At 45.3% G+C, this 23,433-nt stretch carries 23 protein-coding genes; 19 read left to right on the forward strand and 4 right to left on the reverse strand.

What is annotated here, in order from left to right:
* Nucleotides 1-8 precede the first annotated feature (8 nt).
* The 10 genes from BM265_RS11140 to BM265_RS11190 all read left to right on the forward strand — a co-directional run bounded on the left by BM265_RS11140 (nucleotide 9) and on the right by BM265_RS11190 (nucleotide 8,891).
* Nucleotides 9-887: a CvpA family protein gene (locus BM265_RS11140; RefSeq protein WP_074961817.1), complete on the forward strand. Its 879-nt coding sequence runs from the start codon at nucleotides 9-11 to the stop codon at nucleotides 885-887.
* A 95-nt stretch (nucleotides 888-982) separates the two neighbouring features.
* Nucleotides 983-3,346 carry an ATP-dependent Clp protease ATP-binding subunit gene (locus BM265_RS11145; protein WP_177219580.1) on the forward strand — a complete coding sequence of 788 codons (2,364 nt, stop codon included), beginning with the start codon at nucleotides 983-985 and terminating at the stop codon, nucleotides 3,344-3,346.
* A 1,428-nt stretch (nucleotides 3,347-4,774) separates the two neighbouring features.
* On the forward strand, nucleotides 4,775-4,954 hold the full coding sequence (locus BM265_RS11155; RefSeq protein WP_074961821.1) for a hypothetical protein: 180 nt from the start codon (nucleotides 4,775-4,777) through the stop codon (nucleotides 4,952-4,954).
* Between the two features lie 50 nt (nucleotides 4,955-5,004).
* Entirely contained in the window at nucleotides 5,005-5,199 is a 195-nt protein-coding gene (locus tag BM265_RS11160; RefSeq protein ID WP_074961823.1) for a hypothetical protein, read from the forward strand.
* 198 nt (nucleotides 5,200-5,397) lie between these two features.
* On the forward strand, nucleotides 5,398-5,637 hold the full coding sequence (locus BM265_RS11165; protein WP_074961825.1) for a GntR family transcriptional regulator: 240 nt from the start codon (nucleotides 5,398-5,400) through the stop codon (nucleotides 5,635-5,637).
* Between the two features lie 34 nt (nucleotides 5,638-5,671).
* Nucleotides 5,672-6,046 (forward strand): GntR family transcriptional regulator, encoded by a 375-nt coding sequence (locus BM265_RS11170; RefSeq protein ID WP_074961829.1) that lies wholly within the window; start codon nucleotides 5,672-5,674, stop codon nucleotides 6,044-6,046.
* Between the two features lie 3 nt (nucleotides 6,047-6,049).
* Nucleotides 6,050-6,895: an ABC transporter ATP-binding protein gene (locus BM265_RS11175; protein WP_074961834.1), complete on the forward strand. Its 846-nt coding sequence runs from the start codon at nucleotides 6,050-6,052 to the stop codon at nucleotides 6,893-6,895.
* Nucleotides 6,895-7,515: an ABC-2 transporter permease gene (locus tag BM265_RS11180; protein ID WP_074961836.1), complete on the forward strand. Its 621-nt coding sequence runs from the start codon at nucleotides 6,895-6,897 to the stop codon at nucleotides 7,513-7,515. Before BM265_RS11175 ends, BM265_RS11180 begins: the two co-directional genes overlap by 1 nt.
* Before the next feature lie 22 nt (nucleotides 7,516-7,537).
* Nucleotides 7,538-8,185 (forward strand): ABC-2 transporter permease, encoded by a 648-nt coding sequence (locus BM265_RS11185; RefSeq protein ID WP_074961839.1) that lies wholly within the window; start codon nucleotides 7,538-7,540, stop codon nucleotides 8,183-8,185.
* Nucleotide 8,186: 1 nt separating this feature from the next.
* Complete coding sequence (locus tag BM265_RS11190) at nucleotides 8,187-8,891, forward strand: ABC-2 transporter permease (RefSeq protein ID WP_177219581.1); 705 nt, start codon at nucleotides 8,187-8,189, stop codon at nucleotides 8,889-8,891.
* A 142-nt stretch (nucleotides 8,892-9,033) separates the two neighbouring features.
* Here the strand turns inward: BM265_RS11190 and BM265_RS11195 are convergent, their stop codons facing one another.
* Genes BM265_RS11195 through BM265_RS11205 form a run of 3 tightly spaced genes read right to left on the reverse strand, consistent with a single transcriptional unit; the run spans nucleotide 9,034 to nucleotide 10,128 of the window.
* Complete coding sequence (locus BM265_RS11195) at nucleotides 9,034-9,633, reverse strand: manganese catalase family protein (RefSeq protein ID WP_074961841.1); 600 nt, start codon at nucleotides 9,631-9,633, stop codon at nucleotides 9,034-9,036.
* Complete coding sequence (locus tag BM265_RS11200; RefSeq protein WP_074961843.1) at nucleotides 9,633-9,896, reverse strand: spore coat protein CotJB; 264 nt, start codon at nucleotides 9,894-9,896, stop codon at nucleotides 9,633-9,635. Before BM265_RS11200 ends, BM265_RS11195 begins: the two co-directional genes overlap by 1 nt.
* Entirely contained in the window at nucleotides 9,880-10,128 is a 249-nt protein-coding gene (locus BM265_RS11205; RefSeq protein WP_074961844.1) for a spore coat associated protein CotJA, read from the reverse strand. Before BM265_RS11205 ends, BM265_RS11200 begins: the two co-directional genes overlap by 17 nt.
* 175 nt (nucleotides 10,129-10,303) lie before the next feature.
* Between BM265_RS11205 and BM265_RS11210 the strand changes: the two genes are divergently transcribed.
* The 8 genes from BM265_RS11210 to BM265_RS11245 all read left to right on the forward strand — a co-directional run bounded on the left by BM265_RS11210 (nucleotide 10,304) and on the right by BM265_RS11245 (nucleotide 22,332).
* Nucleotides 10,304-10,690: an STAS domain-containing protein gene (locus BM265_RS11210; RefSeq protein ID WP_074961846.1), complete on the forward strand. Its 387-nt coding sequence runs from the start codon at nucleotides 10,304-10,306 to the stop codon at nucleotides 10,688-10,690.
* A 4-nt stretch (nucleotides 10,691-10,694) separates the two neighbouring features.
* A complete protein-coding gene (gene spoIIAB / locus BM265_RS11215) occupies nucleotides 10,695-11,117 on the forward strand; it encodes an anti-sigma F factor (RefSeq protein WP_074832966.1) in 423 nt (140 codons plus the stop codon).
* Nucleotides 11,114-11,770 carry a sigma-70 family RNA polymerase sigma factor gene (locus tag BM265_RS11220; protein WP_074961848.1) on the forward strand — a complete coding sequence of 219 codons (657 nt, stop codon included), beginning with the start codon at nucleotides 11,114-11,116 and terminating at the stop codon, nucleotides 11,768-11,770. Before spoIIAB ends, BM265_RS11220 begins: the two co-directional genes overlap by 4 nt.
* Nucleotides 11,771-12,115: 345 nt before the next feature.
* The gene (locus BM265_RS11225; RefSeq protein WP_074961850.1) at nucleotides 12,116-13,465 is read left to right on the forward strand and encodes a M48 family metallopeptidase; all 1,350 of its coding nucleotides are present in this window, start codon (nucleotides 12,116-12,118) and stop codon (nucleotides 13,463-13,465) included.
* 19 nt (nucleotides 13,466-13,484) lie between these two features.
* Nucleotides 13,485-14,039 carry a DUF6935 domain-containing protein gene (locus BM265_RS11230; RefSeq protein WP_074961852.1) on the forward strand — a complete coding sequence of 185 codons (555 nt, stop codon included), beginning with the start codon at nucleotides 13,485-13,487 and terminating at the stop codon, nucleotides 14,037-14,039.
* A gap of 274 nt (nucleotides 14,040-14,313) precedes the next feature.
* Nucleotides 14,314-17,934, forward strand: coding sequence for a response regulator (locus BM265_RS11235; protein ID WP_074961854.1), 3,621 nt, complete (start codon nucleotides 14,314-14,316; stop codon nucleotides 17,932-17,934).
* 387 nt (nucleotides 17,935-18,321) lie between these two features.
* A complete protein-coding gene (locus BM265_RS11240; RefSeq protein WP_074961856.1) occupies nucleotides 18,322-21,510 on the forward strand; it encodes a dockerin type I repeat-containing protein in 3,189 nt (1,062 codons plus the stop codon).
* Nucleotides 21,511-21,528: 18 nt separating this feature from the next.
* Nucleotides 21,529-22,332, forward strand: a complete 804-nt coding sequence (locus tag BM265_RS11245; protein ID WP_074961858.1) for a leucine-rich repeat domain-containing protein — start codon at nucleotides 21,529-21,531, stop codon at nucleotides 22,330-22,332.
* A gap of 77 nt (nucleotides 22,333-22,409) precedes the next feature.
* Here the strand turns inward: BM265_RS11245 and BM265_RS11250 are convergent, their stop codons facing one another.
* Nucleotides 22,410-22,865 carry a hypothetical protein gene (locus BM265_RS11250; RefSeq protein WP_074961860.1) on the reverse strand — a complete coding sequence of 152 codons (456 nt, stop codon included), beginning with the start codon at nucleotides 22,863-22,865 and terminating at the stop codon, nucleotides 22,410-22,412.
* A 78-nt stretch (nucleotides 22,866-22,943) separates the two neighbouring features.
* Between BM265_RS11250 and BM265_RS11255 the strand changes: the two genes are divergently transcribed.
* Nucleotides 22,944-23,402 carry a plasmid mobilization protein gene (locus BM265_RS11255; protein ID WP_081358434.1) on the forward strand — a complete coding sequence of 153 codons (459 nt, stop codon included), beginning with the start codon at nucleotides 22,944-22,946 and terminating at the stop codon, nucleotides 23,400-23,402.
* The last annotated feature ends 31 nt before the right edge of the window (nucleotides 23,403-23,433 follow it).

Raw genomic sequence — 23,433 nt, forward strand, 5'->3', positions numbered from 1 at the left:
GGAGTATCATGGCTTTTATACTTGATGCATCTGTGTTCCTGATACTTGTGGTGACCTGCATTGTGGGTTATACCAGGGGTTTTCGCAGGAGTATCATAGGCATGATAGCTGCCGTTATCGCCACGGTATCGGCTGCGGCTTTTTCCGATGCGCTGGCTGAACCTGTTTATAACAGGTATATGCGGGACAAGGTAAAGGCTCATGTGATGAAGGCGATTGAAGATGCCGACCCGAAAGAGATAGTCATGGATAAGCTGAAAGAGCGTGGCTACGGTGATCATTTCACTGAGGCTGAGATAGGGGAGACCGTTGAAAAGGGCGGCGACCTCGATGAGAATATCAGCGAGCTTATGAAAAGCAAAGGATTCGGCAATGATGATATCGACGGATTTAATCAGGAGATAGACAGTTATCTGGATAACGAACTGCCAGTGAGTATCGACAGGCAGCTGGAGAAAGCAGGTCTTTCGAGGTTTGTCGATAGCATACATATCTCCACTGAGGATATGCGCGAATGTGTTACCAGGGTAGCAACCCAGAGCAAGGCGGACGCGGCGGATTACATCGTTGAAAAGGCTGTGAGCCCCATAATGACAGGTGTGATACGTTGTCTGTTATTTGTCATAAGCTATCTGGTGATGATACTTCTGCTGAAACTGATAGTGGCGGTATCGGGCATACTGGACAAGATGAAAGACGTCAAGGCGGCTGACCGTTTTGCGGGGCTGGCGCTGGGTACCATACAGGGACTGCTTTACTGTGCAGTCATCGCCTGGGCGCTGACCGTTTTCTGTCGGGCTACAAAGGACAGCCTGACTGTATTCAATGCGGGGATAGCTGAGGAGACTTATCTGTTCAGATATTTCTTTGACTTTTTCCACGGCTGATATGTACCGAGCTTTATATGCGATACGGTACGAAGCCCATATTATGAATAGGATATTTACAGCCTTGCTTCAGGCAGGGCGGAAAGGAGATAAATATGATAAAGTGTTCAAGGTGCGGCAAAAGGCCTGCGGTGGTATTCGTATCATCGGCAAACCCCAATGACCCTACCAAGGCTATGAAGAACGAGGGTCTGTGCCTTAGCTGTGCGAGAGAACTGAAGATACCTCAGGTGGAGGACTACATCAAGAAGATGGGTATATCCGATGAGGAAATTGAGGCAATGAACAATACATTTGATGAACTGGACGACGGCTCGGACTTCGAGCCCGGCGGAAGCGGCACCATGCCCGATATACTGTCGAACCTTTTCGGCGGTATAAAGAACATGGCTGACAGTCTGGAGAAAAATCTTACAGGCGGTGAGGGCTTCGGCAGCATAATGCCCGATGCAGCCCCAAAGAGAAAGTCTTCCGAGCAGGCTGAGAAAGAGCCCAGAGGAAAGAACGGCAAGAAGCTGAAATTCCTCAATAACTACTGCACAAACCTGACCAAGAAAGCCCGTGACGGTGAGCTTGACAACATCATCGGCAGAGACAGGGAGATTTCGAGAGTTGAGCATATACTTTCCAGAAGACAGAAGAACAACCCCTGCCTGATAGGTGAGCCCGGTGTTGGTAAAACTGCCATCGCTGAGGGTATCGCCCAGAAGATCGTTGCAGGTGATGTGCCTTTCCATCTGCTGGGCAAGGAGATATACCTCCTCGACCTAACTTCTCTGGTAGCAGGCACACAGTTCCGCGGACAGTTCGAGAGCAGATGCAAGGGTCTTGTTGAGGAAGTTAAAGCTGAGGGCAACATCATACTGTTCATCGATGAAGTGCATACTCTGGTAGGCACAGGCGATTCCGAGGGCAGCATGAATGCGGCTAATATACTGAAACCCAGCCTTTCAAGAGGTGAGATACAGGTCATCGGTGCCACTACTTTTTCGGAGTACCGCAAGTACATCGAAAAGGATTCCGCACTTGAAAGACGTTTTCAGCCTGTAACGGTAGGTGAGCCTAACGTTGAGGACACTGTAAGTGTTCTGGAGGGCATTAGCAAGTACTATGAGGAGTATCACAGAGTTCACGTTTCAAAGGAGAGCCTGAGAAAGTGCGCCATACTTTCCGAAAGATATATCAACGACAGATTCCTGCCCGACAAGGCTATCGACCTGCTTGATGAAGCCTGCGCCTGCACCAGCATACGCACTCCCGAGATAGCTGAGTACGACAAGGCTAAGGGCGAGCTCGAAGAGCACAAGGCTCTTATCGATACCTACGAGCAGAAAGACGAGCCCGATTTTGAGAGTATCGCCAGGGAGAAGAGCGAGATAAGCCGTCTGACCAAGCAGATAGAAGACCTGGAGAATAAGCTGGCTGAGGTATACGTTACTGACGAGGATATATCCAAGGTCATCGAGCTGTGGACTGGCATACCTGCAAACAAGATAGCTGAGAGCGAATTCGAGAAGATACGCAACCTGAGAGATGAGATGTCCAAGCGCATCATCGGTCAGGACGAGGCTGTTGACAAGGTGGCTAAGGCTATCAAGAGGACAAGAGTTCAGCTGGATAAGAGACGCAGACCTGCATCGTTCATATTCGTAGGACCTACAGGCGTGGGCAAGACCGAGCTTGTAAAGGTGCTGGGCGAATCCATGTTTGATGCTACTGAGCCCCTTATCAGGATAGATATGTCGGAGTATATGGAGAAGTACAGTGTATCCAAGCTTATCGGCTCGCCTCCCGGATATGTGGGTTATGACGAGGCAGGTCAGCTGACGGAAAAGGTAAGGCGCAGACCTTACAGCGTGGTACTTTTCGACGAGATAGAAAAAGCTCACCCCGATGTTATGAATATACTGCTCCAGATACTGGACGAGGGCAAGATAAACGATTCTCAGGGCAGGAGCGTTTCCTTTGAGAACACTGTCATTGTTATGACCTCCAACGCAGGTGCGGCTGACAAGGATACAGGTGTGGGCTTCAACAAGACCGACACCGAGATAGCCGAGAACAAGGCTATGAAGGCTCTGAGAGAGTTCCTGAAGCCCGAGTTCCTGGGACGTGTGGACGAGATAGTTATGTTCAATGCGCTGAGCAAGGAGCACTACGAGAAGATCGCCGCGCTTATGCTGAACGAGATGAGAGTTCCGCTTTCGGAGAAGGCTATCAAGCTGGAATACACCGAGGATGCTCTGAAGCTTATCGCGGAGAAGAGCCATGGCAAAAAGCTGGGTGCAAGAGATATCCGCCGCGTGATAAGGGCAGAGGTCGAGGACAAGATAGCAGAAGTTATCGTGGAGAACGGCGAGGGCTGTATCGGACTTGTGAAAGTCGGTGCAGACGGCGACAAGCTTACCGTTACTACCGACAAGGACAGCAGTGTAAAGCTAGCTAAATCTGAAGATTAAACTATAATTTAGATCGCTCCGCGGGAGATATCTTCTGCGGGGTGTCTTTATGCCGTCGAAACGAACCAATAAGTGTATTTGGGGGCGAGATGAAAATTTTTATGAAAAATAAAAACTGTTTAAGGTAAAATTTAGCCGGGGATGTTATCATATAGACAAGATAAAGAAAGAGTACAAGAGCTAATGATATTTTCACCCTCTCCTATAAAAGTTTTACCGCAGAATGACCCGCGAATGATGTTCGCGGGCTGTTTTGTTTGTGGGCGATAAGTTGGTGTAAAACTGCTGCGAAAAATTTCGGATATCAGAAAAAGATTAAGGTATATTTTAGCTGTGGGTGTTATTATATACACAAGCTTAAAGAAAGATTTTCTAATTAACCCTCTTCAAAAAATAGTTTCCCTACAGAATAACCCGTGAAAATGATTCACGGGTCGTTTTGTTTTATGGGATATGGTGGATAAGCTGTGGTGAGATCGGCACGAAAAAATTTCGAGAAAGAGAAAATCTTTAAGGTATATTTTAGCTGTGGGTGTTATTATGTATACAAGCTTAAAGAAAGATTTTCAAATTTCCTCTCTTCAAAAAATAGTTTCCCTACAGAATAGCCCGTGAATTGATGTTTCACGGGTCGTTTTGTTTGGTGTAACTCATTGTGATCGGTGAAAAAATTCTGAAAATAAGAATTGTTTAAGGTAAAATTTAGCCGGGGGTGTTATTATATACACAAGATAAAGAAAGAATACAAGAGTTGATATGTTTTCGCTATCTCCTATAAATAGTTTTACCGCAGAATGGCCCACGAATTATGTTTCGTGGGCTGTTTTGTTTGTGTTGGATAAGATGTGTTGGGATGTACGCGAAAAAATTTCGGGAAACGGAAAATGTTTAAAGTAAAATTTAGCCGTGTATGTTATCATATATACAAGCTCAGAGATAGAGTACAGAGCTTATTCAAAAGATAATGACGGTTTCTTCTTTACCCTCTCCAATAAATAGTTTTACCGCAGGATAGTCCACGAGTATTTTCGTGGGCTGTTTTGTTTGTGGGGAAAATTTTTACTGTGTATATACAGTAGTGGGGTGTGTATACACAGTTTGGGGTGGGTATATACACAGTCCGGTGGCGATTTGGATTGTTGGTTTGTGTAAATTAATCAAACGCAACGTCTGCGCTAAGGATACAACTGTGCAAACTTACAAAGAAAACGCCGATGTGTTGACAAATCTGTGCAAACTGTGTATACTGTATACATACAGTTCAAACTTAATGAACAGTGAGTACAGTTTTTGGTATCTTTACGGTGGTATAAAAAAGAAAAAAGCCTGCGGGAGATATCGGAGACCTGAACGAAAGACAGGACACAGCAAAACGGAAAAGACAGAAAAACACAGACAGAAAAGAGAGAACCGAAAGGAGCGTCAGTTATGAAAAAGCTGAGAAAGATGTTCGAGAACGATCGGAAAAACAGAGAGGCTGACGGTGCGGCACTTGTTATGCTGGGCATGATGTGGCTGATGCTGGACGGCATGATGCCTTTGGCTATAACCTTTATGGCGATAGGCTTGGGTGATATCGCAAGGGGCAGGAAAGAGAAGAACAGATAATTCCTGCGGAAAGAAAAAGACAAGGGAACAAAACTAAGGAGGCAGCAAAAATGAAAAGCACAGAAAAGATACTGGATTCCATATGGAGCGTTATACTTTTTGATACGCTGATGGCGGCGGTATTTTTCTCCCGCGGAATGGCGGCAGCAGGGGTGATATTCACGGTGGGCACGATTATGATATGTGTGCTGGCAGGCATCGCTAACAGAGTTATCCGTGTTAAGAAAGATCACGGGCAGTGGTGACAGTCTGAGAGTTGTCGGATATGGCTGGCAGGCAGGTCGCTTGGCAGAGAGATAGTTCGTGTGAACGGTCTTTTTATGGGGCGTGAGTGACGGTCAGCGGTGACAGTTTGAAGTTCGGCGGGGATAACAGAGATAAAAAACAGATCTTCGGCGGGCGGAACGAAAGATAGGACATAGCAAAACGGAAAGAGGCAAAAAATGAATATAGAGATAGATGCGCAGAGCCATCTGACCATAACAGAGCAGATAATAAGTCAGATAGAAAGGCTAATTGCTGAGGGGAAAATTAAAGCGGGTGATGAGCTGCCCGCAGTAAAGGATATGGCGGACAGATTACAGATAAGCCGTATGACAACTGCAAAAGCTTATGCTCTGCTTTGCGGGAAAGGTATTGCAGAGCAGAGAGACGGACGATTTATAGTCAGGGTAAAAAAATGATGCGGATATACCCGCGTATGACAGGGGTGGACTGATGAACATATTTATTGATAACAAGAGCGGTGCGCCGATATATGACCAGATATTCAATCAGATAAAAAGTCAGATAATCAGCGGAGCGCTTAAAGAGGACGAGGCTTTGCCCTCGATACGAAATCTCGCGAAGGACTTGAAGATAAGCGTGGTCACCACAAAACGCGCTTATGATGAGCTGGAGCGGGAGGGTTTTATATACACCATAGCCGCTAAGGGCTGTTTCGTTGCGCCCAAAAACGTGGAGCTTATAAGAGAAGCCAATCTTAGAAAAATAGAAGAGCTGATGGCTGAGATAGGAAAGCTGGCGGCAAGCTGCGGGCTTTCAAAGAAAGAGATAATTGAGATGTTCGAGTACATCTCGGAGGAGGAGTAACAAATGGAGAATGCGATAGAGATCAGGGGTCTTGTAAAGGAGTACAAGGATTTTAAGCTGGATAGTGTGGACCTTACTCTCCCCGGAGGATGTATACTGGGTCTCATAGGTGAGAACGGCGCAGGCAAATCCACCATGATAAAGTGCCTGCTGGGTATAATACACAAGAACCAGGGCAGTATAACCATCCTCGGCAGAGATGCCGACAAGGAGCTTGCTGACATCAAGGAAGATGTGGGCGTAGTTCTTGACGATGTGGGTATACCCGATACTTTCAAGTACAAGCAGATAAACTCGGTGATGAAGTGTACTTTCAGAAACTGGGACGAGGCGGTATTTGAGGGCTATATGGACAAGTTCGGACTGCCGAAGAACAAGAAGTTCAAGGATTTTTCCCGCGGCATGAAGATGAAAATGGGCATAGCCATAGCACTTTCCCACAACGCAAAACTGCTGGTACTGGACGAAGCTACCAACGGTCTTGACCCTGTTATCAGGGACGAGGTAACGGATATATTCTACGAGTTCACGAGAGATGAGGAACATTCCATACTGATATCCTCACACATCGTAAGCGATCTGGAGAAGCTCTGCGATTACATATCATTCATACACAAGGGCAGGGTACTGCTGAACGAGGAAAAGGACGTTCTTCTGGAAGAGTATGCGATACTCAGCTGTACCGAGGATGATCTTAGTGAGCTTGACCCCGATGCCATAAGGGGCAAAAAGTCGGGCAAGTACGGTGTACAGGCTTTAGTTAAGCGTGACGGTGTTCCTGCGGGCATGAATCTCAGCCCTGTGACTATTGAGGAACTGTTTGTATTTATGATAAAGGAGATAGCCTGATGAGAGGTCTTTTGGTAAAGGATATGTTGTTTATCCGCCAAAGCTGGCCGGTGTTTGCATATCCTTTATATTTAACGTTAATGTGTGCGATCATGACGGGGGCTTCAGGAAAATTTTACCCTGCGGTAGGTCCTGCCATTGCAGCGACCTTTTGTTTACTGCCGCTGATGGTCATAGCTGACGATCACCGCACGGGCTACGAAAAGACGCTGGCATTTACACCCATATCAAAGGAAAAAATGATCGGCGCAAGATATCTGCTGAACTTGATCGTGAGTCTGGCAGGATGCCTGATGGTATCGCTGATACTTGGTATAGGCGCTCTGATAGGTTCGACACCGATGAGTGGATTATTGACCACCGCAATAATGTTCATGGTGACTGCACTGGTCATGCCATCGGTAAGCCTGCCGCTGATATACTTCTTCAAAAGGGCGAACACCGTAATGGGGTTTTCGATGATGATCTTATGTGCGATCACAGCTCTGGCATTTATTTTCAGAGACAAGATCGATTTTTCCGTGGACACGGCGGCTGTGATGTTTGCGGCAACGCTGGTGATGATGGCGGTTTCCTATATGATATCGGTAAGGATATTCAGGAAAACAGAAATATGTTAGAAAACAAAAGAGGGTGAAGACGATGAAAGGTCTTTTGGTAAAGGAAAAATACAGCATATGCAACACCTGCAAGTTATTTTTTATAGTGCCTTTGGCTTTTTATGCGGTGATGATAATCGGAACAGTGCTGAAAGGGCAGAAGCTGGCAGGTTTTCCCGTGGGCATGATATTCATGATGATGGGGCTGATGCCTGCATCTATCATCAATCAGGAGATGCAGAGCAAATGGCACATCGGTGTACTGACCATGCCCTACACCCGCAATCAGATAGTCAGCTCGAAGTACATAATGGCGCTGATAATTACTTTTATCACACTGATCGTGACGGGTGATGTGATGATATCATGTCTGCTGATTAGCGGACAAATGGACAGTGAAAATGTGCTGAACGCAGTTAAAATGCTTTTCGGCGGTATTGGCATGGGGCTCATGCCTTCGATAATATTCATGCCTGTAAACTTCAAGTTCTATAATACCGTAGGCGGTTTAAGGGTATTGATAGGTGCGCTGCTGGGCGGATTCATGGGTGGATCGAACATGATGATAATGGACAGTGTACAGGACGGCAGGATATTTGGCGGCGGATTTGTTTTCATGTGCCTGTCGCTGGTGTTGTTCTTGATATCTTGGGGAGTATCCATACTCCTGTTCAGGAAGAAGGATGCATGATATGGCAAGTAATAAGATAAAAGGACTTTTTCTCAGCGAATGGTACACGATGAGAGGACTGTTCATCTGTGTTATTGTAATGGTGATATTCGGTCTGCTGAGTAATGTTTTTATGGTAGCGGCAACAGGAGCGACAAGTATCGGTTTTTTATCGATATTCGGAGGATGCGGTGTGATGCTTCTGGCATCGTCATTTGCCTATGACGGCATGAAGTGCATAGGCACATTCAAAAAGTCGATGCCATATTCGGATAGCGACATTGTACTGGTAAGGTATCTTCCGCCTGTTATTATAGCAGTTTTTGAAGTAGTGTTTCTGCCGCTGGGAATGCTTATCGGCGGGCTGATACACGGTTCGTTCAGCGAGGGATTTGCAGGTCAGGCGGCATTTGTTACAGTTGTGAATCTATTCTACGTATCGGTGCCTGTGCTGATATACTATCCGCTGTGCTTCAAGTTAGGTTATCAGAAAGTACAGTTATTTTACAGTATTTTCGCAACGATATTAATGTCAAGTTCGGTAGTACTTTCATTGACTAGCATTACAAGTATGTCGGACGAAAGCGGACACAGTTCAACAGTAGACAAGGCTGTGCATTTATCGATGCCTGTGCCTGTATGTGCGGTCATAATAGTAGTTTTGGCGGTATTGTACGTTGTGGCTTTCAGGGTATCAGTGAAAGAGTATTCTAAGAGGGATGAGTGAACTGTTTAGGAGATGTCCCGAATAGCAATATAAAATATAAGAATTGATGCGGGGGATAACCGTGCTTTAAGAGTACGGCTATCCCCCGCATATTTATTTTGAAAGACTTTTGAAAGAGTACAAAATGCCTGCTACAGGCAGATCATGGCTTATCAAACGACGGATTGAAAGCATAGAAATTCTTGCTGTCCAGCTTATCCGTAACTAAGCGCAGGCACTCACCGAAACGCTGATAGTGGACTATCTCCCTTTCACGCAGGAACTTTATGGGGTCACGCACATCGGGGTCATCTGCAAGGCGCAGGATATTGTCATAGGTGGTGCGGGCTTTCTGTTCCGCCGCCATATCCTCATTCAGGTCGGTTATGGGGTCGCCCTTGCTCTGGAAATAATCTGCCGTGAAAGGCACACCCGAAGCCGCCACGGGATAGATGCCTGTGGTATGATCGACAAAATAGGTGTCAAAACCGCTTTCCTTTATCTCTTTCATGGAAAGACCGCGGGTCAGCTGGTAGAGTATGGCGCTTATCATCTCCATGTGGGCGAGTTCTTCTGTGCCGATATCCGTCAGCATAGCCTGAACCTCTCTGCAGGGGGCGGAGTATCTCTGGTTCAGATACCTCAGGGATGCTCCCAATTCTCCATCTGGACCGCCCAGCTGGCTAATTATCACCTTAGCCAGTGCGGGGTTCGGATCTTTGATATTTACGGGGTACTGTAATTTCTTTTCATACATCCACATCAGTTCTCACCTCTCTCCCAGGGAAAAGGCTTTGCTACCCATTCCCATTTCTTGGTACCCTCGGACTGCACAGCTGTCAGGGGACCGTATTTCTCGTTGTATTCTTTTTCCAGCTTCTCTTTTTCAGCCTTGTGCTTTCTGAAATATTCCAGACCCATCTTGCAGGTGGGATGGCTGTCAAGGTAGAGATTCGCTTCTGCCAAAGCGAAACAGCACTGCTGAATGCGGCGCATCAGCTTCTGCTTGTCATTCAGTACGGGCATTCTTCACAGCCTCCTCTCCTATGAAAGGTTTATCAAGACAGGGAAAAGCCGTCCCGCGGGAAAGTGCAGTGTCATCTTCATAAGGCTTCTCCCAGGGCTGAAAGGGCACATATGCCATGGCAAATGCAAGGTTTTTCGGAAGTGTCCCGCCTGCGACAGCGCAGCTTGCCGCATCGGGAACACCGTCATTGTCAAATATCCTCTCCAGGATATCCATCTCGGTATTATCCATTTACATCTCCTCCTTTTATTTCAGGGGGACTTCTCAGCCACTCCGTTGTCATATTATGCCGAATGTCTTATCCGTGACACTACCCGCTTTTGACAAATTTCCCGCACCTGCCATGCTATCATGATGATACCGACAGCCCCCACCGCGGCTGAAAAAATAAAGGAGGACAGTTAAATTGATAAAAATTTTGACCACAGGCGGCGTGACCCTTGCGGAGCTTTCGGGCGACCTCGACCACCATACCGCAAGGCTCATGCGCACCGATATAGACCGTGAATTAGCCGAAAAACACCCCCGCCGACTTGTCATCGACTTTTCGTCCGTCACATTCATGGACAGCTCAGGCATAGGGCTAATAATGGGCAGATACAGGATAATGAATGAGCAGGACGGCGAAGTCATCGTTGCAAGACCCCCTGCCTACATAAAAAAAGTGCTTCGTCTTGCAGGGGTGGACAGGCTCGCTCCCATCACCGATGACCTCCGCGGTCTTATACCCAAAGATATTTTCAAAGAAAAGGAGGCTGAGAAAATTGAGCAGACCGCCCCTCAGACCACTTAACGAAATGACACTGACATTCCCCGCCCTATCGGAAAACGAGCGCTTTGCCCGCCTTGCCGTCAGCGGATTTCTCTCCGTCCTTGACCCCAATATCTCCGAACTTTCGGATATCAAAACGGCAGTCTCGGAAGCTGTCACAAACGCAATAGTTCACGGATACCGTGATACAGCAGGCGAAGTTATGATGCAGGTGCGCATCTTCAAGGATTCCCGCATCAGCATAAAGATACAGGACAAAGGCTGTGGGATACCCGATGTTGAACAGGCCATGACCCCGCTGTACACCACTTCACCCGAGGAAGACCGCGCGGGTCTCGGCTTTACCATCATGGAAACTTTCATGGAAAAGATCAAAGTAAAAAGCAAGCCCGGCAAAGGCACGACGGTCATCCTCGAGCGCACCGTGCAGGGCAAAAAACGCCTATGAGCCGCGAGGAAAGCCATCTTCCCGAGGACAACCTCGGGCTTGTACACCTCTGCGCCAACCGCTTCCGCGGGCGGGGTATCGAGTACGATGACCTTTACAGCGCAGGCTGTATGGGGCTTGTAAAAGCATCGAAAGCCTTCGATGAGAGCCGCGGAGTGAAGTTCTCCACCTATGCCGTGCCTGTTATCCTCGGGGAGATAAAGCGGCTTTTCCGCGACGGCGGCACGGTAAAAGTCTCCCGAAGCCTGAAAGAACTCTCACTGAAAATAACCCGCACCACCCAGGATTTCACCCACCAAAAGGGCAGAGAACCCACCATATCCGAACTATCGGAACTTCTCGCTGCCGACCCCGAGGATATCATCGCCGCCCTGAATTCCTCTCAGCCCGCCCTGAGCCTTACCATGGGCGATGAGGACGGCGATTCCCAGACAGATCTGCCCGTTGACCCGCCCGATGAGGAGATAACCGATAAACTGGCACTAAGGCAAGTACTTGCCGAACTCTCAGCCGAGGACAGGCACCTTATACAACTGCGCTATTTCAAAGGCTTGACCCAGACCAAAGCCGCAGGGATACTCGGCATGACCCAGGTGCAGGTCTCCCGTCGGGAGAAAAAACTGCTGACCTATATGCGTACAAAGCTTATTTAAAGCACCAACCATATATTTTTATCCAAAGCAAAAAGACTGCTGCGTGAGGCAACAGTCTTTTTGTATTGTTATTAATGCAATGAAGAGAGCTTTTTGTCAGCCGTTGCGGCGGGAAATCTGCGTATACAGCAAATATCTTTCTATCCAAATGAACGCTGTAAGCGGATTGTGTCTGCAAGATGAAATTTTGAAACAAAATAAACGAAAATTATTAATCAGTATTGCATATTTTGTTGTGATGTGCTATAATGAGTTCAAGGTGTTAACGGCGCACAATGAAAATTAAGCTGTCTGTTGTACACTGTGTAAAAAAATAAAAGACTAAAGAAATATGAGGTGACAAAAATGTCTGTTAATCCCGACCTTTTTATCCACGAATCCGACCGCACGGCGCTGAATGCTCTTAAAGCCATACCGGGCTTTACTCCGCTGCTGAAAGGATTCATGAAGATATGGAACGAAAAGCAGTTCAAACTGATGAATATGTCAACACTGGTGAGGATAAGCGAGAACCAGATGCCTGAGTACTACGAGATGCTCAAACCCATATGCAAACGTCTGGGCATAAAAGTGCCTGAGCTTTTCATGACCACCGACCCGTACCCCAATGCCTATACTTCGGGTGAAAACGATCCTTTCATCGTAATGACCACAGGTCTGGTGGCTTCTCTGCCCCATGAGCTTATACCCTCGGTGCTGGCGCATGAGTGCGGACATATCGCCTGCCATCATGTGCTGTATTCCACTATGGGCAGGTTGATACTCGGCGGCTCGGCAGGTATCCTGGGACTATCACCTGTGATAACCGCGCCTTTGCAGATGGCTTTCTACTACTGGATGAGATGCAGTGAATTCTCGGCTGACAGAGCAGCTGCGGTCTGCGGAGGTTCAAGCAAGAGCGTTGTTGAAGTATGCATGAGGTTGGCTGGCTGTGAAAAGGATTCTCCCGTACAGGCAAACCCCGAAGCTTTCCTGGAACAGGCTAAGGAGTACCGCGACCTTGTGAGCGGCTCGGCATTCAATAAGACCCTGGAATTCATGATGTTCTCCACCAGAAGCCACCCACTGAACGCTGTGCGTGCCTACGAGTGCAATGAGTGGTGCAAGACTAAGGAATTCCAAAGTATCGTGCAGTACCTCGATGAGGAGGAGAAGGGCAGTTCTGCCCACGGCAGTGTGCCCATAAACGAAAATATAAACACTTACATAAAGAAAGACGCTGTTGAGACCGCCAATGCCCTTAAAGCCTCGGGTTTCACAAATGTTACCATAGTACGCTCCACCGAGCAAAAAGCGGGTATGCCTGTTAACGGCATAATCTCCATAACCGCCAACGGCAAGACGGATATCAAAAAGGGCGAATGGCTCCCTGCTGATACTCCATGGCTGATAACGGCTTATATGCCGCTTTCAGCCGATGAAGAAAAAGCCGCCCACCCCGGTGAGGCTTGTGTTCCTTATTCCAGCGTGGGTTACAGCGGCAGAGATTACCGCGCAGTCATCGATGAACTGAGAGCTCTCGGATTTACAAATATTTCAGTAAGCGAACAGCCCGATATCAAGGTGAAATTCCTTATCAAGGAATACAGCATAGCGCATATCTCCATCGACCATATGGACAGGTTCGACAAGAACACATGGTTCAAGCTGAACGCGCCGATATCCATAAGATATCATGTGATGGCTCAGGGCTGATAATAAGGAGGTTTGAAAAATGGGTCTTTTTGACAACATAGGTGCGCCCCCTGCGCAGAATACACAGCAGAGTTCGGGCAACAAAACGGTAGATGTGGTATTCGCTAAACTCCCCGATAATTTTGCGGAGTTTACAGCGCTTCCTCAGGCGGCGATGGACGACCCTTTCAAAACCGCGGCACTGACGGTACTTGCCTTGTGTTTCTATTCACAGGATAAAGACGCCTGCATACAGATGCTGAATTTCCTCAAAGGACCTCAGCCGCTTTCTACCTATGAACAGCAGTTCCTTGCAGACAGATTCAGGGATGCGGATTATGTTCCGAGGAGCTATTTCAGCGGTGCAGTGCCCGGTAATGATTACAAACCTGCACAGCCTTATACCGTAAAGGTCAGCGAGAATCTCTATTCCTATCAGGACAGCGGCTATGCTAAGCTGTACTTGCAGTCAGGGGGTGCAGACAGCCCCCGTCCAATACAGCTGAGAATGGCTAAGGATGGCAAGTGGTACCTTTGGGAGCAGTTTTTGCTGGCGGGGATACGTCCGCCCGAGTCAACAAACCCATGGGCATGATGTATAGTTGGTAATTGCTGTAAATTATGATCTGCCGCAGAGGATGCGGGGGTCATTCACGAAATATTTTTTGCATTAAGCAAGGACAGTCTATGGTCATGAACAGTGGGCTGTCGTGGCGCAGATGCGTGGAAAATGGCACTTTCGGAGCACGGAAGTGCCTGTTTTCGGTCGTTGACATTAAGGTAAGTGTGTTGTATAATTAAGTTGGGATAATGTCCTTGTTCGCGGGGGAGCGGGGACGGCAAAATATTGCTAAAAGGGGTGACGTCGGATGTATGCTCTTGTGCTTGCTATACAGTATATCAGTATATTTGGTCTGCTGTTTGAAAGCGCTTATATATTCAGAAACTGGAAAAGCAGGATACACGGATATCTGCTGCTGAACTGTGCGGCTACCATGGTAAACAATGCAGGAATGCTGCAGGTAATGCTTTCTGACAACTATGATGAGGCGATGACCGCGCAGAAGCTATCGTATGTGGGTACGGTATGGATACCTTTTTCACTGCTGATATTTCTGGTGGAATTATGCGGAGTGAGGACGAAAAAGAACACAATGCTGTTTCTCGGGGCTTTTCACGCGCTGACTTATGTGGCGGTGATGACAAATGACTGGCATCATCTGTATTATCGCAATCTTGGATTTACAAAGAACGGAGTTCATCCGCACCTGACCTATGACGCGGGACCTTGGCATCATGTGTACACTCTGTTCCTGATAAGCTATATTTTTTACGGTCTGATGATACTTTTTAAGACGATATATAAGGAGAAGAACAAGAAGAATCTGAAAAGGCTGTGGTATATAGCGGCTTCAATAGTGGTGGAGGTCATCTGCTATATCATATATCTTTCGGGTATCACCCACGGATACAATATAACCGTGCTGGGATATTCTGTCAGCACCGTGATAATGTATATAGCGATATTCAAGTATGACCTGCTGGATACCCTTGAACTGACAAGGGAATACGTAGTCGATAAGCTTTCAGAGGGACTTATCGCCGTGGATACAGAGGGCAGGGTAAGGTATTTCAACGAACCCGCAAAGACTCTCTACCCTCAGCTGGTGGAGAAGCCCGATGAAACGCTGGATATAATCGAACAGGCTATAGAGGACGAAGATGTTATAACCATCGATGAGCGCATATACACTCCATGCATCGAATCTCTGGACTATGAGGGTGAGAACTTCGGAAGCCTGTACAGGCTGATCGATGATACCGAGCACTACAACTACATGGAGCATCTGCGGGAGCAGAGACAGATAGCTGACAAGGCTAATCGCGCAAAATCGGCATTTCTGGCAAATATGTCCCACGAGATAAGGACACCTATCAATGCGGTCCTCGGTATGGACGAGATGATACTGCGCGAGAGCAAGGAACGTCAGATAATCGGGTATGCTGAGGATATCAGGAATGCGGGTAGGACACTGCTTTCGCTGATAAATGACATACTGGATTTCTCAAAGGTCGAGCAGGGCAAGATGGAGCTGATACTGACACAGTACGAGCTGGGTTCGGCAATAAACGACCTTGTGAATATGGTACGCCCCAGGGCTGACAAAAAGGGTCTGAGATTCGATGTTAATGTTGACAGCGGGATACCTCATCTGCTTGTAGGCGATGAGATAAGGGTCAAGCAGTGTGCGCTGAATCTGCTGACAAATGCTGTGAAGTACACCGAAAAGGGAAGTGTGCATTTCGAGGTTGGCTACGAGAAAGTCAGCAGGGACAGTATTAAGCTTAAATTCACTATTAGCGATACGGGTATGGGCATAAAGCAGGAGGACATGGACAGACTGTTTTCGCCGTTCTCCCGAATCGAGGAGGGCAGGAACCGTTCTATTGAGGGAACAGGGCTTGGCATGAGCATCACAAGACAGCTCCTTGACCTGATGGACAGCAGGCTGGAAGTCAGCAGTGTTTACGGCAAGGGCTCGGTGTTCTCATTTGAGGTGGAGCAGAAAGTCACGAAATGGCAGCCTATCGGGGATTTCTCAAAGAGGTTCTCGACTGTTGGCAAGGGCGTACATATTTACAGAGAACTTTTCCATGCTCCAACGGCGAGAGTTCTCGTTGTGGACGATAATGCCATGAACCTGACGGTGTTCAAGGGGCTGCTTAAAAAGACCATGGTTGGCATAGATACTGCTTCATCGGGTGCGGAAGCGCTGAGACTTGCGGCGCTTAATACCTATGATATCTACTTTATCGACCACATGATGCCCGATATGGACGGTATCGAGACTTTGAAAAGACTCAGGGCGATGGAGGGCAGAGAGAACGCTGTTTGCGTGGCTCTGACTGCGAATGCGGTATCCGGGGCACGTGAGACTTACATTGAAGCGGGATTCAACGATTATCTTTCAAAACCCATCGACGGTGAACGTCTGGAGAAGATGATGGCAGGTATGCTGCCTGATGAAAAGCTGGAAAATCAGACTGTTCCCGAGGGGCGCAGGGTAAGCACTGCACCCCAGGTACTGGTGGTGGACGACGATCAGGTCATCAGGACGACGGCGAAGAATATTCTGGATAAATCCTTTGATGTCATCACCTGCGGTACGGGTGAAGAGGCGATATCTCTTACAAAGAGCAAGCTGCCAGACGCTGTTCTGCTGGATATCAGCCTTGCGGGAATGAACGGTTTTGAAGTTCTCAGCAGGCTGAAAGAAGACCCGGAGGTTCGGGATATACCGGTTATTTTCGTTACAGGCGAAGACAGCGCCGAAGCGGAGAGCACAGGATTCAAGAACGGTGCGGCGGATTATGTGAAGAAGCCCTTCTCCCCCGAGGTGCTGATACAGAGGACGAAGCGTGCAGTAGAACTCTATCAGCTGCAATCTGGACTGAAGAGCGAGGTCGACAGACAGCAGATAAGAAGCGAAAGGCTGTCGCTGGAGATGATGATGGCTCTGGCAAAGACCGTCGATGCGAAAGACCATTATACCAACGGTCATTCAAACCGTGTGGCTATATATTCGGCTGAGATAGCAAGAAGACTTGGAAAGAGCGAAGCGGATCAGCAGCAGATATTCCGCATGGGACTTATGCACGATATCGGAAAGATAGGCGTAAGCGAGGATATACTTAACAAGACCTCGCGGCTGACGGACGAAGAATTCATGCAGATAAAGCGGCATACTGTCATCGGCAGTGAGATACTTTCTTCCATAACCGAGATGCCGGGATTGGCTACGGGTGCGAGATCGCACCACGAGAAATATGACGGCAGCGGATATCCCGACGGGCTGAAAGGCAAGGATATCCCCGAGGCTGCGCGGATAATCTGCGCGGCGGACTGCTATGACGCCATGACTTCAACGAGGACGTACTCTAAGCCTATGGAGCAGCAGAAGGTCAGGAACGAGTTCATCAGATGCAGCGGAACCCAGTTCGACCCCGATGTTGCGGCGGCGATGATACAGATGATCGACGATGACCCCGACTACATCATGAACGAGCAGGGCTTCACCAACGAGATATGGCAGGGAAGTGCGAAGATAGAAGAACTTGCCGCAGGAGAGAATGCTCTGGCAGAAAAAGGATTCAGCGGCATTGATGGTCTTGATGCGGAGACAGGCATAAAGCACTGCGGCGGCGAGGACAATTATAAGCTGACACTGGAAGCTTTTGCGGATTCGGCGGAGGAGTATGACGAGAGTATACGCAAGTTCACGGCGGATGACGACAGGGAGAATGCCATGATAAAGCTGCATTCCCTGAAAGGTGCTGCCAGGACGATAGGCGCAGAGGATCTGGGCGAGATGGCATTTGTCGGTGAGATGTATTACCGCGGGCGGTCTGAGGAAGTCCCCGATATTGAGGGGACATTGGCTGAACTGGCGAGGATAACGGAAGCTGTCAGAAAAAGGCTGGGGCGATAATAGCAATCTTGTGGGATACTGCCAAGGAGGAGAGCTTTATCTGGATAGCGTTAAAGAAGTAATCTATCCATACCAAAACAATTGATACAGACGATTAACAGCGGGTCGATAGCCACATCTTCGGGTGTGGCTATTTTTTAGACTAAACAACGAAATCGATTAATTTTAACTAAAGATGAAGTGCGAATATTTTTGTACTTGAAGTTTTTTGTGTAATTTATATTGTAGTAATTGGCTAATTACATAAGATTAAGTATATACTTCTAAATCGAGTGTTAATTCATTGACATTCTAAAATGAACGTGATATACTTACTTTTGCGAATTATTATTGTGAGTAATTCGCCTTGCCATATCGGCATGTATATTTTTATATAGGAGGGTTAAAATGAATCACAAACGAACACAAAAACTGAAACGTTTTGTTTCGGGGCTGTTATCATTGGCAATGATAACAAGTATGTCAGCAGTTTTACCTGCAAATGCTGAGGAAGAAAGTTCGCAGGGTATGTATAATTTAAAAGGAAACGCCGGCAAAAAAATAAAAGGCGATGTCAACAACGACGGTGTAGTAAACACTAAGGATAAAGATCTTCTGCAGCGTTGGCTTGTTCGTTCGGTTGGTGACAATGCGCTGAATCTGGAAAACGCTGATGTCAACTATGACGGTAAGATCGATATTATGGATCTTGTCGAGCTGAGCAGACTTTGTATGCAGAATCCTGAGACTGGATCTTCTAGTGAAGAAAAGAAAGAGTATAGAATCGAGGCGGGTTCGGAAGTTCTTTCAAATATCAACACAGATGACAACGCTTTCAAGGTTTCCCTTGATATAACAGCTTCAGATGATGTGTTGGCTTCATTCAATGCCGATGAAAGCGAGTATTCAACTGTTATTGAAAGTGATATGGTAGTTGGTGTTGTTCCCGAGTTTGAGTGTGAAGAAGGCATTGAACTCGGCGATGTGACGCTGAATTTCGATATCGATCCCAACGTAATTGGAAACAACGACAGCGCGTATGCTGAGGTTTCAGATGATTTTAAGGGCGTAAAGAGATTCAATGTTTTCAAGTATTTTGATGATATTGGTATGCTCCTGCCTATCGAAACAAAATACGATACCGAAAATAACAGCATTACCACTACCGTTGACGAACTTGGTACATACTGCATTGTTGATATGGAAAAATGGTTTGAAACCCTAGGTATCGAGCCCGAGGAATTTGCTACTGTAAATACTTCGGTAAGTCCTGTTGGTATGGTGGGCGTGCCATTAAGTGTTGCTTCATTGACCAGCACCAAGAATGCTGCAAGTGTTCCTATCGATGTGGTATTCCATGCTTATGCAAAGAAAGGAACGAATCAAAATAAAGTTGAAACTGCTATCAAAGATACAGCGACAAGGCTTTTTGATGAGTATGGCAGAAATGGAAATGTGCGTATTTATGCTGCTGACTATGACGGAACAATTCCTGCGTTAGATACTGGAAATAAGTATGCTACAAACGAAGATGAGCTGAATGCTTTACTTAATAAAGTACAAGGAACAGCTAAAAGTAATTATGAGTTTAATTATAAATCGAATTATCAAACTCTTATGAAAAACTGCAATAGTCTTTTGAGAGAAAATTCTGATAGGTATTATGTATACGTAGAGTATAGCATACCGGATTATTCTAAAAAAGATTTGCAATATGTAACTGAGAATCTTATATCTCATAAAATGACCGCAATAATAATTGCCAATACTTTTGAGTTTGATGATTTGATAATAGGTACAGGTGGAACACAAAATCAGAAAAGAACTAATTATGGTGATTTTGGAGAGGAAACTTTTAATTTCATCAAAGGTAAACATGGTGATGCCGGTAAAAAAAGAAGTAAAATTCTTCTTCCGAATGGCTGGAAAGAAGTTGTTTTAAACGAACCTATTACTGACGCTTATAAAAATATGATCGATGGAATCACTCCTATCAGTGAGTTTAATGAAAAAGATTATGCTGATACCGACGGAGATGGACTTATTGATCTTAGGGAAATCAGATACTCTTTTAATGGCGAAGATATAATAAAATGGGATTCTAATCACGAGGCGATTTTACCAACTATTGGAGACTGCCAGAAATTAAAATCCGGAAAAGATTATGTCGAAAAAGCTTTTTCTCAGTATAGTTGGTGGGAGAAACTGTGGGATAAAATTGTTACAAATGATGAGCTCGAAGGAATCAGAAATATCCAGATCCTGCCTATAAAAACCGATCCGACTGAAAAAGACAGTGACTTTGATGATTTTACGGATAAAGAAGATCCGGAGCCAATGAATTATAACACTATCACCATTGATGATAGCCTGCTTGATGACAGCGAAAGCGTAAACGGTAAGAATCCAACAATTACACAAGATGATCTTGATAAAATGATAGATCATGTAGAACCCGGACAGACTAACATTGATAGCGGTAGTTGTCAGAAAAATGAGCTTGTCTTTACCAGAACCAGAAAGAAAGACAGGACAGATGGCAAATTCAGTTTAACGCCTTCAAGAAACAGCGACTTTGCTTTTACAATAACAGGCACTAATGAAACAACGCCCGAAGGAGAATATTCAACTGACGATTATGAATCAACCGTAAAAATATTCTATAAAGAGGGAACTTTTAAGAAGAAAGAAAAACAAGTTACACCTGTAGAAATAAAGCCTAAAAACGAGGGTACAGAGATAACATATGTTTTTGCACTTGAAAAAGATGTAGAATATACTATATATGTTAATAACCCGACTAACAACCATGAGGGCGAGTATACTATCCATGTTTCGGAGGATAACTGGGTTTATGCGAAATACGGTGGAGTCAGAAAAATCAATGTAAGAGATTTAGTTTATTTTAAGACGGATCAGACACTTTATTTAAGCGATGAAACATTTTGTCTTTTTGTGAAACAATATGCTGAGATGCAGAGCTTGGATAATGATACGGATAATGATACGGACAATTCTGCCCTGGAAAGTGTGAGAAATGCAACAAAAGAAGAATTGCTAGGTAACGATATTGGTGCATGTGGAACAGTTTTGGCAAGTACTAAGTGGGTATTACATGGCTACGAAGAATTTATGGCTGATATAGGCAAGGACAAATCATTTATTGATTTTATTAAGGAACATTATGATAAAACCGGAGATATAATAACCGGTGCTGGCATGATTGTTTCACTTGTTGTTAAAGACGCTACAAAAGCAACTGTCATAGGACTTATACTTAGTGCTGCGGGAATAGAATATTCGGTATTAAATCAGTATGCTGAATATTTGATGGGAAAATATGAAGAAGAAATAGCTAAAGCTATGTATAAAGGTAATTACAATATTTCACTTACTGAACATCATACTTACCAAGATCCAAATTTAGATTTGATTTATGAAGAAGGCCCGTTTGATAATTATGAAAGCGCTGAGATATGGGAAAGTCCTTATTATATCAATAAGTATCTGTTTACTGATAGAGGAGATGTAATTCCTTTCAAAGTATACGATATAATAGATAATGGTGGAGATTTTGATATTATTCCAAAATCATAATTTTGATGGTGATACATTATGAAAAAAATAATCCTAGTCATGATAATGATAATAGCTATTACTGCAACAATTGTTAGTTGTATATTTTTTAACACCCACACAATTATAGGTAAAAAAGTTTATGACAACAGATCAACACGGTTAACTATCGATAAATTAACGCTTTACGATGATTTTGATAAGCTCAAACGACTTTCAAAATTAAAAGAGTTAAGTTTTTCCAGAGATGATGTGACGAATATTGATTTCCTTACAGAATTAAATGACTTGGATTATTTGTATCTAGAAACCCCTAATGTCACCGATTTTAAGCCGATTTCAAGCTGCGAAAAACTTAGCATTTTATATACTTTTCGAACAAGTTTTTCCGATTTGAGTTTTCTATATAATAATCACAAACTAAAAAAACTTAAAATAATAAGCGATGACTTAGTATCACTTAATGGACTGGAAGAACTCTATGAGCTCGAAGACCTGACTTCTTTTGCACCACATCTGAACGATATATCTGCACTAAAAGAAGCAAAACAAATCAAAAAGATCATAATAACCACAAATGAAAATATTGATTTACAGTGTATATCCTGCTGTACTGATCTTATTGAACTAAGTTTGCATGGAGTGAAAAATTTAAGTACGCTTTCAGTTGATGGTCTTGATAATTTACAGAAGATAAATATTGCACATACTGATTTTACAAACTTTGAATCGTTGCTAAACCTCAAAAGTTTGAAAAAAGTGATTGTATCAAATGATCAGCTCAATGATGAAATAACAGAAGCACTTGAGGAAAAAGGGGTCAGCATAGAATACGTAGAATAATCTGATCAATGCCAAATGAACCATCAACACAACAACGAAAGCTCAGCGATATATTTGTCGCTGGGCTTTTGTCTTTTCTATCGGATAAGGATCGTGGTCTCCTTACTGGACCTTATTTGGACTTCGTTTCTGCCAAAGACTGCTTTAGACCACTTCAAATCACTTGAAGCACAGACCTCAGAAATGCTATCCCCATCATCCGACAGTTCACCCAAAACATCCACCATCTTCTGTTCAGAGACTCCCATCTTTACCATCATCAGAGCAACAGTGTCCATAGGTGTTTCAATCTCTACATTACCCGCCTTGACCTGATCAAGAAGTTCCAGCATGAATCCAGTAATCTTATTGCTGTCAGAAATTGCAGAGGGTATGTTTTTCTCGGCTCTGTCCACATTAGCCGAATACACGTCCCTAAGCACCTGATTGAATCTTTCAGTGATACGAAAACGCAGGAACTCGTAATCGTCCACCTTCGTCTCGTTGATGTAGTTCATCGTCTCACCATATCCCGCGGGCATATCTGCGCCCAATGCATAATTCTCCACACCTCGCTGCACTACTGCAGTGAGGTTGTTTATTGTGTTTAACGACTTAGCGGCAAGCTGCTTATGCTTTGTTGCCTAAAAATTTCCAATTCTACTGCGTGGCAGAATTGGCTAAAAGGGAACCCTGACCCTTTTAGAACCCACAATCTTTACAACATCATCGAGGAGGTAGATATTATAAAGTTAGAAAACAGGAAGTACAAACAGTTATCGTTCACAATGGATGAGTGGAAAGAAGTCGAGCGAAAAGCGGCTGAGTGCAACATGAAGACCCCTACTTACATAAAGTATATGGCATTGCATGGTAAGATCGTGAATGTCGATGCAAAGATGTCCAGTGACCTGCTGGCTGCTCTCGGGCGTGTCGGGAATAATGTGAACCAGATCGCTCACCGTGCCAACATCACTGAGTACATTACTAGGGAAGATTTACAGAGCCTTATGAAATGGAGGGACGGACTACGCCATACATCAAGAGCCTACCTATCCACAATTCACTCCGCGCTAGGCTGCTCTACATAATGAACCCCGAAAAAACGTCAGAGCGAACGCT

It is taken from the genome of Hominimerdicola alba, assembly GCF_900112155.1.
In the GTDB taxonomy this organism is placed as follows: Bacteria; Bacillota; Clostridia; order Oscillospirales; family Ruminococcaceae; genus Hominimerdicola; species Hominimerdicola alba_D.